Source organism: Sphingomonas sp. IC081 (genome assembly GCF_006874585.1).
Classification (GTDB): Bacteria; Pseudomonadota; Alphaproteobacteria; order Sphingomonadales; family Sphingomonadaceae; genus Novosphingobium.
In genome coordinates this window covers 530,348-544,991 of record NZ_CP029762.1, presented here as the reverse complement: position 1 = coordinate 544,991, position 14,644 = coordinate 530,348, and the positions used below count along the sequence as shown (strand labels likewise).

13 protein-coding genes are annotated in these 14,644 nt (G+C 66.2%); all 13 read left to right on the top strand.

Annotation, left to right across the window (positions count from 1 at the left end; translation table 11 throughout):
- The first annotated feature begins 24 nt into the window (after positions 1-24).
- The 13 genes from DM450_RS20655 (at position 25) to DM450_RS20595 (ending at position 14,643) form a co-directional block, all read left to right on the top strand.
- Entirely contained in the window at positions 25-816 is a 792-nt protein-coding gene (locus tag DM450_RS20655; protein WP_142638713.1) for a type 1 glutamine amidotransferase domain-containing protein, read from the top strand.
- 90 nt (positions 817-906) lie between these two features.
- The gene (locus DM450_RS20650; protein WP_142638711.1) at positions 907-1,203 is read left to right on the top strand and encodes a putative quinol monooxygenase; all 297 of its coding nucleotides are present in this window, start codon (positions 907-909) and stop codon (positions 1,201-1,203) included.
- 258 nt (positions 1,204-1,461) lie between these two features.
- The gene (locus DM450_RS20645; RefSeq protein WP_409529376.1) at positions 1,462-1,935 is read left to right on the top strand and encodes a CopG family ribbon-helix-helix protein; all 474 of its coding nucleotides are present in this window, start codon (positions 1,462-1,464) and stop codon (positions 1,933-1,935) included.
- Between the two features lie 121 nt (positions 1,936-2,056).
- The gene (locus tag DM450_RS20640; protein ID WP_142638709.1) at positions 2,057-3,136 is read left to right on the top strand and encodes a putative urea ABC transporter substrate-binding protein; all 1,080 of its coding nucleotides are present in this window, start codon (positions 2,057-2,059) and stop codon (positions 3,134-3,136) included.
- 40 nt (positions 3,137-3,176) lie between these two features.
- Positions 3,177-3,992 (top strand): ABC transporter permease, encoded by an 816-nt coding sequence (locus DM450_RS20635; protein ID WP_142638707.1) that lies wholly within the window; start codon positions 3,177-3,179, stop codon positions 3,990-3,992.
- Positions 3,989-4,756 (top strand): ATP-binding cassette domain-containing protein, encoded by a 768-nt coding sequence (locus DM450_RS20630; RefSeq protein WP_142638705.1) that lies wholly within the window; start codon positions 3,989-3,991, stop codon positions 4,754-4,756. Before DM450_RS20635 ends, DM450_RS20630 begins: the two co-directional genes overlap by 4 nt.
- 27 nt (positions 4,757-4,783) lie before the next feature.
- Entirely contained in the window at positions 4,784-5,257 is a 474-nt protein-coding gene (locus DM450_RS20625; RefSeq protein WP_185928797.1) for a CopG family ribbon-helix-helix protein, read from the top strand.
- Positions 5,257-6,081, top strand: a complete 825-nt coding sequence (locus tag DM450_RS20620) for an urea amidolyase associated protein UAAP1 (protein WP_142638701.1) — start codon at positions 5,257-5,259, stop codon at positions 6,079-6,081. Before DM450_RS20625 ends, DM450_RS20620 begins: the two co-directional genes overlap by 1 nt.
- A gap of 14 nt (positions 6,082-6,095) precedes the next feature.
- Positions 6,096-6,731 carry an urea amidolyase associated protein UAAP2 gene (locus DM450_RS20615; RefSeq protein WP_142638699.1) on the top strand — a complete coding sequence of 212 codons (636 nt, stop codon included), beginning with the start codon at positions 6,096-6,098 and terminating at the stop codon, positions 6,729-6,731.
- On the top strand, positions 6,728-10,324 hold the full coding sequence (gene uca, locus DM450_RS20610) for an urea carboxylase (RefSeq protein WP_142638696.1): 3,597 nt from the start codon (positions 6,728-6,730) through the stop codon (positions 10,322-10,324). The genes DM450_RS20615 and uca overlap by 4 nt, the downstream gene beginning before the upstream one ends.
- Positions 10,321-12,090 carry an allophanate hydrolase gene (gene atzF, locus DM450_RS20605; protein ID WP_142638694.1) on the top strand — a complete coding sequence of 590 codons (1,770 nt, stop codon included), beginning with the start codon at positions 10,321-10,323 and terminating at the stop codon, positions 12,088-12,090. The genes uca and atzF overlap by 4 nt, the downstream gene beginning before the upstream one ends.
- Positions 12,091-12,119: 29 nt before the next feature.
- Positions 12,120-13,049, top strand: a complete 930-nt coding sequence (locus DM450_RS20600) for a YncE family protein (RefSeq protein ID WP_142638692.1) — start codon at positions 12,120-12,122, stop codon at positions 13,047-13,049.
- A gap of 181 nt (positions 13,050-13,230) precedes the next feature.
- On the top strand, positions 13,231-14,643 hold the full coding sequence (locus DM450_RS20595; protein WP_142638690.1) for an aldehyde dehydrogenase family protein: 1,413 nt from the start codon (positions 13,231-13,233) through the stop codon (positions 14,641-14,643).
- Position 14,644 lies beyond the last annotated feature (1 nt).

Sequence of the window (14,644 nt, the reverse complement as noted above, 5' to 3'; positions counted from 1 at the left end):
AATTGCGAATTTTCGGAGGTTAAGATGACCAAGGGTAAGGTTCTCGTTCTCGGCTCCAACGCCACGCGGATCGAAGTGCAGGGTGGCTACGCCGACATCGGCCAGTATCTCAACGAAACCGTCGTGCCGGTCATGGCTCTGATCGCTGCCGGCTACGAAATCGTTCTGGCAACGCCGGACGGCGGCAAGCCGACCATCGACCCGGTTTCGGATTCGCCAATGCATTTCGGCGATGACGTGGCCGCCCATGAGCGGGCCAGGGCTTTCTACGAGAGCGATCCTTCGATGAACGCGGTCCTCAGCCTGGGCGGGGTGATCGAGCAGGGGCTCGACCAGTTTGCGGGACTTTTTGTGCCGGGCGGGCATGCTCCGGTCGTCGATCTCATGCAGGATGCCGATGCCGGTGCGATCCTGCGTCATTTCCATGCTGCTTCCCAGCCTACCGCGCTGCTCTGCCACGGTCCGATCGCGCTGATCGCGGCGATGGCGCAGGCCCCTGCATTCCGTGCGGCGCTGATTGCCGGCGATGAGGCCGGTGCCCGAAAGCTGGCGGGGGACTGGCCTTACGCGGGCTACCGGATGACGATATTCTCGGCGTCGGAAGAGGCTTTTGTCGAGGAGCATGTCTTCAAGGCGAAGATGCATTTCGAGATGCCGCAGGCGCTGGGCATCGCGGGCGGCAGCGTGATCGTCACCCCGGTCGACTTCGCACCCCATGTCGTCACCGATCGTGAACTCATCACCGGTCAGAACCCGGGTTCGGACCACGGCGTCGCCAAGGCCTTGATCGAGGCTCTCGACCGCGCGAATGCATGAACCAGCGGATGACCGGCGGGGCGCTTCGCCAGCGCTTCGCCGGTCATCCGGACGGGCCAGCCGGACTGGCGGCCAGCAAGGACAGGAACGATGACCGATACCGTGAAGATCATGGCAATTCTCACCGCCCGGCCGGGCAGGCTGGCGGACCTGCGGGCCTTGCTAGGCGGCATGGTCGCGGCCAGCCGCGACGAACCGGGCAATCTGCGTTATGACCTTTGGGTGGACCAGACCACGCCTGAACGCTTTGTGCTGGACGAGCTCTATGTGGATCGCGCGGCGGTGGAGGCCCATCGGGCGAGCGCGCACTTCCAGAATTATCTGGCCCGGATCAACGCGCTTGCGGATCGCAGCGCCCTGACGCTCGATCCGATTGCGGTTGCCTGAGAGCCGGCCCGAAAAGCGCCGCCGGGGCATTTTTGACGGGGCGGAGGCTTATGGGCAGGGAGAGGATTTGACTGTCATGTTGCAGACCCTTGGAGTAGGGCGGGTTTCTTGACGTTCGCCCCCCGGTACTCATCCTGTACGGCCGATTTCTTCGCGTTGTGCTGGCTGGAACCCGGACGTTTGGAAATCGAGGTTACCGATGATCGTTGAAAGGGATGCAGTTTGAGCGCCGATCCCGCCAGTCTTGCCCGGCTCAGCATGAGCCTGCCTGCCGATCTTTTCCGCCAGCTTGATGCAATGGTGGAAGAGCGCGGCCTGCCCTCTCGCTCGCAATTGATTTCCGAGCTGATCCGCCATGCGCTTGCCGAGCACGAGGCTCTCACCCGGCCGGAAGAGATGCTCGCCGGTACGATCACGATCGTCTATCGCGGGGACAAAGGGCGGGTGCGCCAGCAACTGGCACAGAGCCAGGCCGATTACCTCAAGGAAGTGATTTCCTCGCAGCACGTCTTCCTCGAGGATGACCAGTCCCTCGAAGTGCTGCTGGTGCAGGGACCGGCGACCAGGCTCAAGGAACTGTGCGATGCGCTGCGCAGCATTCGCGGCGTTCACCAACTGCAACTGGTGACGACCACCGCGCTCCTGCCGCCTCTGCACGAGCAGGACGCGGCGCACGACGGGCCGGTCCTTGCCGCACGCGGGCACAAGTTGAAAAGCGAAGCGACGGCCTGACCGGGCCGTCCAATTGGCTCGGATACGTGGAGGTTATTACAGAATCGCCATCACGTAATAATTTTCGATGGACAACCTTTCGAATCGCGGCAATGCTGCACTGCGAAAGGGGACCCGAGTCATGATCGTATCGATCCGCAGAATATCCAAGGCCGCATTGCTGGCGGGCGTGCTTCTTACCGCAGCCTGCTCGCAATCCGGCGAAGCGCCCAAGGCGCGCACGGAGTTCAACATCGGATGGTCGATCTACGCCGGCTGGATGCCCTGGCCCTATGCCCAGCAAGCCGGCATCGTGAAGAAGTGGGCGGACAAGTACGGTCTCAAGATCAACGTGGTCCAGGTCAACGACTACGTCGAATCGGTCAATCAATACACCGCCGGCAAGCTGGACGGCGTCACCGTCGCCAACATGGACGCGCTGACCATTCCGGCGGCTGGCGGCAAGGACACCAGCGCGATCATCGTCGGCGACTATTCGAACGGCAATGACGGCATCATGCTCAAGGGCGGCGGCGACCTGAAGTCGCTGAAGGGCAAGCAGATCAATCTCGTCGAGCTTTCGGTGTCCCACTACCTGCTCGCTCGCGGCCTCGCTTCGGCCGGGATGTCGCTCAGCGACGTCAAGACCGTGAACACGGCCGATGCCGATATCGTCGGCGCCTTCGCCAGCCCCGACGTGACGGCTGCCGTCGCCTGGAACCCGCAGCTTTCGGTCATGAAGCAGCAGGCGGGCGCCAAGGAAGTCTTCAGTTCGGCCAATATTCCCGGCGAGATCCTCGATCTTCTGGCGGTCGATACCGCCACGCTGAAGGCCAACCCGAAGCTCGGCAAGGCATTGGCGGGGATCTGGTACGAAACCGTGGCGCTGATGAAGCGCCAGGATGCCGAGGGCAAGGCCGCGCGCGCGGCCATGGCCAAGCTTGCCGGATCGACGCCCGAAGCCTTCGATGGCCAGCTTGCAACCACCTACCTCTACTCCGATCCGAAGGCCGCCGTTGCGGCCACGGAATCGCCTGCGCTCGTCACCACGATGACCCGCGTGCGCGATTTCAGCTTCTCGAAGGGGCTGTTCAAGGGCGCCACGTCCGCCGATGCGGTGGGCATGTCCTTCCCCGGCGGCAAGACCCTCGGCGACCCGCAGCACGTGACGCTGCGCTTCGACGACAGCTTCATGAAGATGGCCGCCGAAGGCAAGCTCTGAGAGTCTCGCACTTTCGCATCCTCAAGGTGAAAAGACCGCTATGCGTTGGGTAAATCGTCAAGTCCGGCGAGGGGACCGTATGCTTCTGGGATCGCTGCCGATCCTGCTGCTGGTCGTGGTCTACCTTGTCCTCGCGGCGAACCGCCATGCGGTGAACCCGGCGGACAAGATCCTGCCTCTGCCATCCAGCATGGCCGAGAGCATGTCGGCGCTGATGTTCGTGCCGGACCAGCTTTCCGGGCAACTGGTGTTCTGGGCCGATACGCTCGCCAGCCTTCAGCGGCTTGGCATCGGGCTCGGCATCTCGACGCTGATGGCGCTGGTGGTCGGTCTTGCGCTGGGTGTGCTGCCGCCGGTCAGGGCCACGTTCGGGCCGCTGGTGACGGGCATCGCGGTGATCCCGCCGATCGCGCTCCTGCCGATCCTGTTCATCGCGCTGGGACTGGGTGAAACGGCAAAAGTGGCGCTGATCGTCATCGGCATCGCGCCGGTCATGATCCGCGACATCGCCGCCCATGTCGGTTCCTTGCCGCGAGAGCAGATCATCAAGGCGCAGACACTGGGGGCCAGCAGCTGGCAGGTGATGATCCGCGTGGCCTTGCCGCAGGCGATGCCCCGGCTGCTACATGCACTGCGACTGGCGCTGGGTCCAGCCTGGGTCTTCCTCATCTCGGCCGAGGCGATCGCGTCCGACGTGGGCCTCGGCTACCGCATCTTCCTGGTTCGCCGCTATCTCTCGATGGACGTGATTATCCCCTACGTCGCCTGGATCGCGGTGCTGGCCATCGTGATGGACGTGATGCTGACGGTCCTCAGCAAGCGGCTGTTCCCGTGGGCACACGGAGAAAACCATTGAACACGCTACTCAGTTTCAAGGACGTCTGGGTCGAATACGGCGACAGGATCGTTATCGAGAAACTCACGCTCGACATCGAGGCCGGCTCCTTCGTATCCATCGTCGGCCCCTCGGGTGCGGGCAAGAGCAGTTTCCTGCGCCTGATCCTCGGGCAGGAAGCGCCGACCCAGGGCGAGATCCTGATGGACGGAACCCCGCTCCGTGCCGAGTGCGGGCCCGATCGCGGCATCGTCTTCCAGCGCTATTCGGTGTTTCCGCACCTTTCGGCGCTGCGCAACACGATGCTGGGCATGGAATGCGAGAAATCGCCCATCGCCACGCGGCTGTTCGGTGCCCGCCGCCGCGCTGCCCGCGAGGAAGCGGTGGAGATGCTGAAGGCGGTGGGCCTTGGCGACAGTCTCGATCTCTACCCCGCGCAGATGTCGGGCGGCATGCAGCAGCGACTGGCCATCGCGCAGGCCCTGGTGAAGCGGCCGCGCATCCTCCTGCTCGATGAGCCGTTCGGCGCGCTCGATCCCGGCATCCGGGCGGACATGCACACGCTGATCCGCCGTTTGTGGAGCGATTACGGGCTGACCATCGTCATGGTCACCCACGATATCCGCGAGGCATTCAGCCTCGGAACCCGCGTGCTGGCGCTCGACAAGCGTCGCCACGATCCGCACGCACCGCACCGTTTCGGCGCCACGGCGGTCTACGACCTGCCGCTGAAGGACCGCGTCGTGCATATTCCCGATGAGCGCGTCAGTATTACCATTGACTGAATAGGTAATAACTGGAAGGAGGTGCATATGAGCTCCGAATCCGCAAGCCTGGCGCGGCTCAGCATGAGCCTACCGGCAGACCTCTTCAGACAGCTCGACACGATGGTTGCGGAACGGGGCCTGCCGTCCCGTTCGCAGCTGATCGCCGAACTGATCCGCCACGCGCTTGCCGAGCATGGCTCGCTGGTTCACCCGGACGAGACGCTCGCGGGCACCATCACCCTCGTTTACCGCAGCGAAAAGGGCCGCGTCCGCCATCTGCTGTCGCAGACCCAGGCCGCCTATCTGAAGGAAGTCATCTCCTCGCAGCATGTCGTGCTGGAAGATGACCAGTCGCTTGAAGTTCTTCTCGTGCAGGGGCCGGCCGTCCGGCTGAAGGAACTGTGCGATGCCATCCGGCGGGTCCGCGGCGTGCAGCAGCTGGAACTCGTCACCACCACCGCTCTTCTGCCGCCGCTCCATGAGCAGGACGGCCACCCCCATTCGAACGGAGCGCATTGATGTCCGAAGTCCTCGCGAACCCGCTGGCCGCCCGCGATCATGCACGCAGCATGGAAGGCACCGTGGCCGAAAGCATGCCGGTGCTGCCCCCGGTGGCGGACGATCTGCCCGCAGGTGTCTCCCCGGAGGATCTCGTCTGGGAAGAGACCATCGCGGCGGGCGGTTATGCCACCCGGCGTCTTTCGCGCGGCACCCGGCTGCGACTGATCGACCTGCGCGGCGATGCCTGTGCCTCGCTGCTGGTGTTCAACGCCGAGATGCCGACCGAGCGCCTCAACGTGGCCGATACCGTGAAAGTGCAGTGGAACGCCTATCTCGGCGCTGGCAAGCTGCTGCTGTCCGACATGGGGCGGGTGCTGTTCAGCATTCTGGAAGACGATGCGGGCACGCATGACACCTTCTGCGGCACCTCGAACGCCGCCACCAATGCCGCCAAGTACGGCGATGGCAGCAACAGCGGCCTCTATCCCAACGGCCGCGACCGCTTCCTGCTCGGCAGTGCCAAGCACGGCCTCGGCCGCCGCGACGTGCATCCTTGCGTGACGCTGTTCAAGGGCACGCGGATCGAGGCCGACGGCACCATCACCCCGCTCGTGGGGCCTTACGAGGCAGGCCGCAGCGTGATCCTGCGCGCCGAGATGGACGTGATCGTGGTCATCGCCAACGTGCCCCACGTGCTTGACCCGCGCGAGGACTATGCAGTGACGCCGCTGCGCGTCTCGGCCTGGCGCGGCGCGGTGACGGGCGAGGACGATCCCGTCCGCACCGCCACGCCCGAAGGCCTGCGCGCTTTCAAGAACGTCGAAGACTACTTCCGCCGCTGAAAGGACACCGGATTATGAGCACCGATCCCCACATGTCCGGCCTTGACGGCAGCGTGATCCACGATGTCGTCGTCCCGGCCCGTGCGCCCTGGCTGCACCATATCGCCGCAGGACAGACGCTGCGCATCGTTGATCTCGAAGGCAATCAGGCCGTCGATTTCCTGCTCTATGCGGCCGAGGACGATGCCGAACGCTACAGCGCGCAGGATACCGTCTCCGCGCAGGGCAACCTGTTCCTGCGGGCTGGTACGAAGCTGCTGTCCAACGAAGGACGGCCAATGATGACCATCGCCGCCACCTCGGTCGAATACCACGACACTATCGGCGGCGCCTGTTCCTGCGAGTCCAACACGCTGCGCTATGGCCACCATACCAAGGCCGAACACGCCTGCGTGGAGAACTTCCTCGAAGCCAACCTCACCGAAGGGCGCGGCAAGCGGGACATCGTCTCCAACATCAACTTCTTCATGAACGTACCGGTCGAGCCGGACGGGTCGCTGGGTATCGTCGACGGAATATCCGCGCCGGGCCTGACTGTGGACCTGAGGGCGGAAATGGACGTGGTTGTCGTCGTTTCCAACTGCCCGCAGGTCAACAACCCCTGCAACGGTTTCAACCCCACCCCCGTCCGGATGATTGTCACCGCATGAGCTTCGACACGGTCCTGATCGCCAACCGAGGCGCGATCGCCACCCGCATCATCCGCACGCTGCGCCGCATGGGCCTGAAGTCCGTGGCGGTCTATTCCGAGGCGGACGAAGGCTCCAATCACGTTTCCGAGGCGGACGAGGCGGTCTGCATCGGCGGCGCCAAGGCTTCCGACAGCTACCTCAACATCCCCGCCATTCTCGCAGCGGCGAAGAAGACCGGGGCCGGGGCGATCCATCCCGGCTACGGCTTCCTGGCCGAGAATGTCGAGTTTGCCGAGGCCTGCGCCGCCGCCGGGATCGTCTTCGTCGGCCCGACCACGGACAATATCCGCACTTTCGGCCTCAAGCATAGCGCCCGCGCGCTGGCTGCCGCCCACGATGTGCCGCTGGCGCCGGGCACCGACCTCCTCACCGACGAGGAAGAGGCGGTCAGCGCCGCCGCGAAGATCGGTTATCCGGTCATGCTCAAGGCCACCGCGGGCGGCGGCGGCATCGGCATGCGCGTCTGCGAGGACGAGACGGCCCTGCGCGAAGGCTTCGCGGCCGTGAAGCGGCAGGGGCAGAGCAACTTCGGCGATGCCGGGGTCTTCCTCGAACGCTATATCGGCCGTGCGCGCCATATCGAAGTCCAGCTTTTCGGCGATGGGCAGGGCCGCGTCATGGCGCTTGGCGAGCGCGATTGCTCGCTCCAGCGCCGCAACCAGAAAGTGGTCGAGGAAGCGCCCGCGCCGCTGCTGCCGGACTCCGTGCGGACCGAACTGTTCGCTGCCGCCGTCCGTCTGGGTGAGGCTGCCAAGTACCGCTCGGCCGGTACGGTCGAGTTCCTCTACGATGCCGACCGCGCCGAGTTCTTCTTCCTTGAGATGAACACCCGCCTTCAGGTCGAGCACGGTGTCACCGAAATGGTGATGGGCATCGATCTTGTCGAATGGATGGTGCGCGGCGCGGCGGGCGATTACGCCTTCCTCGACCGCGAGACGCCGAAGCCGCAGGGCCATTCGGTGCAGATGCGGCTCTATGCGGAAGACCCTTCGCTCGATTACCGCCCCACCTCGGGCACGCTGACGGCGCTGGAATTCCCCGAGGATATCCGCGTCGAGACATGGTGCTCGGCAGGCAGTACGGTCAGCGCCTGGTACGATCCGATGCTGGCCAAGCTGATCGTCCACGCACCGAGCCGCGGAGTGGCGGTCGAGGCGGCGCAAAAGGCGCTCGACGCCAGCCGTGTGGACGGGATCGAGACCAATTTGCGCTGGCTGCGCGATGTGGTGCGCACCCCCGCCTTCACCAGCGGCGAGGTTTCAACCCGCGTGCTGGACGGCGTGGCCTATCACCCCAATTCGATCCGCGTGGTCAGCGGCGGCACCGCGACGACCGTGCAGGACTGGCCGGGCCGTCAGCACCTCTGGGCCGTGGGCGTGCCGCCTTCGGGGCCGATGGACGACCAGTCGTTCCGCCTCGGCAACCGTCTGCTCGGCAATCCGGAAGGCACGGCGGGTCTGGAAGCGACCGTGACCGGCCCGACGCTGTCCTTCGTGGCGGCGGCGCGCATCTGCCTGATGGGCGCGGATTTCGGCGCGACGCTCGATGGCGCGCCGGTGTCGCTGGGCGTTCCCACCGAGGTAAAGGCGGGCCAGACGCTGGCCATGGGCCGGGCATCGAGCGGCGGCATGCGCGGCTATGTGCTGTTCGCGGGCGGGCTCGACATCGCGCCTTACCTCGGCAGCCGCAGCACCTTCGAACTCGGCCAGTTCGGTGGCCACGCCGCGCGCCGTCTGCTTGCGGGCGATACGCTGCATCTGGCAAATGACGCCACCGACGCGCCGCTGCCCGAGGTGGTCCTGCCGGAGATCTCGACCGACTGGACCCTACGCGTGCTCTACGGCCCGCACGGCGCGCCGGACTTCTTCACCGGCGATGACGTCGAGACGTTCCTCGCGGCGGAATGGAAGGTGCACTACAACTCCAACCGTACCGGTGTGCGCCTGATCGGTCCCAAGCCGCGCTGGGCCCGCACCGATGGCGGCGAGGCGGGCCTTCACCCCTCGAACATCCATGACAACCCCTACGCCATCGGCGCGGTGGACTTCACCGGCGACATGCCGATCATCCTGGGCCCCGACGGTCCCTCGCTCGGCGGCTTCGTCTGCCCGTTTGTGGTGATCGCGGCGGACCGCTGGAAGATCGGCCAGTTGACGCCGGGCGACAAGCTGCGCTTCGTGCCGGTGAACATCGCGGATGCGACCCAGGCCGATGCCATGCAGCGCGGCCTTGTCGAAACCGGCGCAGTGCCGGCCTTGTCCCCGGCGCGGGCGGTGGAGACGCTTTCGCCCATCCTTGCCGAAATCCCCGAAGGGCCGGGCCGTCCGCGCACGGTCTATCGCCAGCAGGGCGATCGCAATATCCTTGTCGAATACGGCCCGATCGTGCTCGACATCGAGCTGCGCATCCGCGTCCATGCGCTGATGACCGAGCTGGAGCGGCTCGCGCTGCCCGGCATCATCGACGTGGTGCCCGGCATCCGCTCGCTCCAGTTGCACTTCGACGGGCAGGCGATGGACCAGAAGGCCGCGCTCGCCATGCTGATCGCGGCGGAAGAGCGGCTGGGCGATCTGGAGGACTTCGCGATCCCCTCGCGCATTGTCCACCTGCCGCTCAGCTGGCGCGATCCGGCGACGATCGAGACGATCGAGAAGTACATGGCGACCGTGCGCGACGATGCGCCCTGGTGCCCGGACAATATCGAGTTCATTCGCCGCATCAACGGCCTTGCCGATGCCGATGCGGTGGAGAACCTGATCTTCGAGGCGAACTACCTCGTGATGGGCCTGGGCGACGTCTATCTGGGCGCGCCGGTGGCAACCCCCGTCGATCCCCGCCACCGGCTGGTCACCACCAAGTACAACCCGGCCAGAACGTGGACGCCGCCCAACGTCGTGGGCATCGGCGGCGCCTACATGTGCATCTACGGCATGGAAGGGCCGGGCGGTTACCAGCTCTTCGGCCGCACGCTACAGGTCTGGAACACCTATCGCCAGACCGACGCCTTCACCGAAGGCAAGCCCTGGCTGCTGCGCTTCTTCGACCAGATCCGCTTCTATCCCGTGAGCGCGGACGAACTGGCCGACTGGCGCCGCGAATTCCCGGCGGGTCGCCGTTCGATCCGCATCGAGCCTTCCGAATTCCGCCTTGCCGACTACCGCGCCTATCTGGCCGAGAATGCCGAAGGCATCGCCGAGTTCGAGGCGAAGCGGCAGGCCGCCTTCGACGAGGAACGCGCCGACTGGCAGCGCCGGGGCGAGTTCGATCACGCCGCCGATGCCGCCGAAGCGGACGTGGCGGTGGAAGCGGCCATCGAGGTGCCGGATGGCTCCAATCTGGTCGAGGCGCCCTACGGCGGTGTCGTCTCGATGCTGCTCGTCTCGGCAGGCGACGTGGTGGAAGCGGGCGACAAGATCGCCGTGATCGAGGCTATGAAAATGGAATGTCCGGTGGAAAGCCCCGGCCGGGGCACGGTCGAAGTCCTCTACATGCGCGAAGGGCAGTCGCTGCAACCCGGTGCGCCCATGCTCGCGCTGAGGCAGCACGCATGAGCGCGCCGGATCGCCTGAGCGCGGCCGAGATTGCCGCTGCCGTCAATGCGGGCCGCACCAGCGCCGTGGCCGTGGCCGAGGATACCCTCGCCAGGGTCGAGGCTTACGACGCGGTTCAGCCGCAGATCTGGATCAGCCGCGCGGCGCGGGAAGATCTTCTCGCCGCCGCCCGCGCCATCGATGCCCGCGTGGCCGCCGGGGAGAGCCTGCCGCTGGCGGGCGTTCCCTTCGCGGTGAAGGACAACATCGATGTCACCGGCCTCGATACCACGGCGGCCTGCCCGGACTTTGCCTATCGCCCCGAAGCCTCGGCAACGGTGGTCGAGCGGCTGCTGGCTGCGGGCGCGCTTTGCGTCGGCAAGACCAACCTCGACCAGTTCGCGACCGGCCTTGTCGGCACCCGCAGCCCTTACGGCATTCCGCGCAATGCCTCCAACCTTGCCTATGTCAGTGGCGGGTCGAGTTCGGGCTCGTCGGTCACCGTCGCGGCGGGGCTGGTGGCCTTTGCGCTGGGCACCGATACCGCCGGTTCGGGCCGCGTTCCGGCAGCGTTTAACCACTTGATCGGCTTCAAGCCCACCAAGGGCCGCTGGAGCACGCAGGGCCTCGTCCCGGCCTGCCGCACGCTCGACTGCATCACCGTCTTCACCGACGACACCGCTGACGCGCGGCTGGTCGACAGCGTAGTGGCGGCGTTCGATGAGGCCGATGCTTATTCCAAACCGCTGGCGGACAAGCCGCTCGCCAGCAAGCGCATCGGCGTGCCGCGCCGCGAGCAGCGCGTGTGGTTCGGCGATGCCGAATCCGAATTCCTCTACGACCGGGCGCTGGAAAACCTCGCGCAGCTTGGCGAACTCGTCGAGATCGACCTCGCCCCGCTGCTGGAGGCTGCCCAACTGCTTTACGGCGGTCCCTGGGTGGCCGAGCGTACCGCTGCGGTCGAGGCGCTCTTGACGGCAAACCCCGATGCCATCGACCCGACCGTCCGCTCCATCGTCGAGCCCGGCGCGGATGTCAGCGCGGTGGAGCTGTTCAACGGCATGTACCGCCTTGCCGCGATCAAGCGCCATGCGGACCTGCTGTGGGGGGACATCGACATGATGGCCTTCCCGACCACGGGCACCACGTACCGCGTGTCCGAACTGCTGGCGGCGCCGGTCGCGCTCAACAGCAATCTCGGGCTCTACACCAATTTCGTGAACCTGCTCGACATGGCCGCGCTGGCCGTGCCCGCAGGCATTCGCGCCAATGCCACGGGCTTCGGGATCACCCTGATCGGCCCCGCCGACACCGACCGCGCCCTGCTGGACGTGGCCGACGCCTACCTTTCGGTCGCGGATCTTCCGCCGCCGCCATCACTCGATCTGGAGGGAAAGATGCAGACTGTGAAACTCGCCGTCGTTGGAGCCCATCTCAAGGACATGCCGCTCCACTGGCAGCTGACCTCGCGCGACGCCAAGTTCGTCGGCGCGTTCGAAACCGCACCCACCTACCGTCTCTACGCCATGGCCGACAGCGTGCCGCCCAAGCCCGCGCTGATCCATAGCGAGGACGGCGCGCCGATCGCCGTTGAAGTCTACGAATTGGGCGTGGCCGAGTTCGGCAGCTTCGTCGTCGAAGTCCCCGCCCCGCTTGCCATCGGTACGGTGACGCTGGCGGACGGTTCCAGCGTGAAGGGCTTCGTGGCCGAACCGCGCGCGATCACCGGCGCTGAAGACATCACCAGCCTCGGCGGCTGGCGCGCCTTCATCGCCCGCGCCGCCTGATCCTGTCGCCAAGCCCGAAGGGGGGACATATGCGCAAGTTCGGATTGATGGCTCTGGCGGCAGCCGGTGCTTTGGCGACGATTTCGACCACCGCCCATGCTCAGGAAGAGCAGGTCATCCAGGTGCCGGGCTTCGCGGATTTCCTGGCGGTGGACGGCAAGACCGTCTGGGCGACCAATCGCGGCAAGGTCGAGCAATGGTCGCGAGAGGGCAAACTTGCGGAAGTGCCGGTGACCCGCCCCTGCGGGGCCATGGCGATTGCCGAGGGCTCGCTCTGGGTGGCGGATTGCAAGGAAGGCGCGGTCAAGCGCATCGACGTGAAGACCGCGAAGCTGCTGGCGACGATCCCCACCGGCATTGCCAATCCGGCAGGTGAACTGAACGTCGTGGCCGGGGCGGGCTCGATCTGGGTCGCCAGCGACGCGGCGGGCAAGATCGCGCGGATCGATCCCGCCACCAATGTGGTGGCGAGTTCGGTAACGGTCGATCCGGGTACCTGGTATCTTGCGTTCGGGCTCGGCTCACTCTGGGCGGTCAGCGCCACGCAGCAGACCCTGCAGCGCATCGATCCGGCCACCAACACCGTTGTCGGCAAGGCGCCGCTCGGCAAGGAGCCGGGCTTCCTCGCGGCCGGGGAAGGCGGCGTCTGGGTGCAGGAACAGGGCGATGGCACGGTCGCGCGGATCGATCCCGCCAGCGTTGCCGTTACCGGCCGCGTCAAGGTGGGCGCCAACCTCAAGTGGGGCGATATCGATACCGGCGGCGGCAAGGTCTGGCTGCGCACGACTGACGATCAGGTCTTTGTGGCCATCGATCCGGCGACGATGACGGTCGAAAAGCGGGCTGGCAAGGCCGCCGGCAGCGGGGCGCTGCGTTATACGGCAGAGGGGCTCTGGACCACGGCGCATGACCAGCACACGCTGACATGGTGGCCCAAGTCCGTCCTTTTCGGGAAGTAGAACAGCCCTGAAGAGGGGCTGAGCATGACCTGAGCGTCCCATTGGCGCGGTTTTTACCGGAGCGCCAATGGGATCCGGCGCAGTTTTGCAGGTTCTGGGCGGACAACCGCGCCTGCGGGGTTGCCGCCGCCAGGCTTTTGGCCCATGCGCCTGCGGGCCCCTCTGTCGGCCCCCCGAGGTTATGCGCATGGATTACCAACTTCTCATCGGCGGCACGCTTGTGCCGGGCGCTTCGACGCTTGAAGTCGTCAATCCGGCGACCGGGCGCGTCTTCGCGCAGGCGCCGCGTGCCGACGATGCGCAGGCCGAGCAGGCCATTGCCGCTGCCCGCCATGCATTTCCGGCCTGGGCGGCGCTGGGCTATGCCGAGCGCGGCGCCTTCCTGGAGCGTCTGGCCGCCGCGATCGAGGCGCGGGCCGAGGATTTTGCCCGCATCCTGACGCTGGAGCAGGGCAAGCCACTCGATCAGGCACGCGGCGAAGTGGCCGCCAGCATTTCCGCCTTCGCCTACTATGCGCAACAGCAGCTCGAACCGCGTGTCCTGCGGGAAACCGCGAAGGAGCGCATCGTCGAGCAGCGCTATCCGCTGGGCGTGGTCGCGGCGATCACGCCGTGGAACTACCCGCTGCTGCTGCTGGCCGTGAAGATGGCCCCCGCACTGGTCACCGGCAATGTCCTCATCGCCAAGCCGGCCCCGTCGACCCCGCTGGCGACGCTGCTGCTCGGCGAAGTCGCTGCCTCGGTGCTGCCTGCCGGGGTGTTCCAGACGCTCACCGACGCCAACGACCTGGGCGCGCTGCTCAGCCGTCATCCCGGCGTTGCCCATGTCAGCTTCACCGGCTCCACTCCGACCGGCAAGAAAGTGCTGGCCAGCGCGGCCGACACCCTCAAGCGCTTCACGCTCGAACTGGGCGGCAACGACGCCGCGCTGGTGCTTGGCGATGCCGACATCGCCAAGGTCGCCCCGCACATCTACGCGGGCGCGACGACCAATTCCGGCCAGGTCTGCCTCGCCATCAAGCGGGTCTATGCCCCGCGCGGCAAGGTCGACGCGCTGTGCGACGCGCTTGCCGAACTGGCCCGCGCGGCCGTGATCGGCGACGGCATGGAGCAGGGCACCACCATCGGCCCGATCCAGAACCGCACCCAGTTCGAGAAAGTGCAGGCCTACATCGCCGAGGCGCGCGCGCAGGGCACCATCGTTGCCGGCGGCGCCCCGGTTCCGGGCGATGGTTTCTTCATCGCGCCGACCATCGTGCGCGACCTGCCCGACGATGCCCGCCTGGTGCGCGAGGAGCAGTTCGGCCCGGTCCTGCCGGTGCAGGCCTACGACGATCTCGACGCCGCGATTGCGCAAGTCAACGCCAGCGAATACGGCCTAGCCGCCAGCGTCTGGACGTCCGATGCCGAGCGCGGCCTCGCGGTCGCCTCGCGGATCGAGTGCGGCACGGTCTGGGTCAACCGTCATCTCGACCTGCCGTGGGACGTACCCTTCGGCGGGGCAAAACAATCGGGCATCGGCCGTCAGCAAGGTATAGAAGGCATGGAAGATTTCACCCAGCCGCGCATCGTCAACGTGGCGCTGGCCGAGTAAA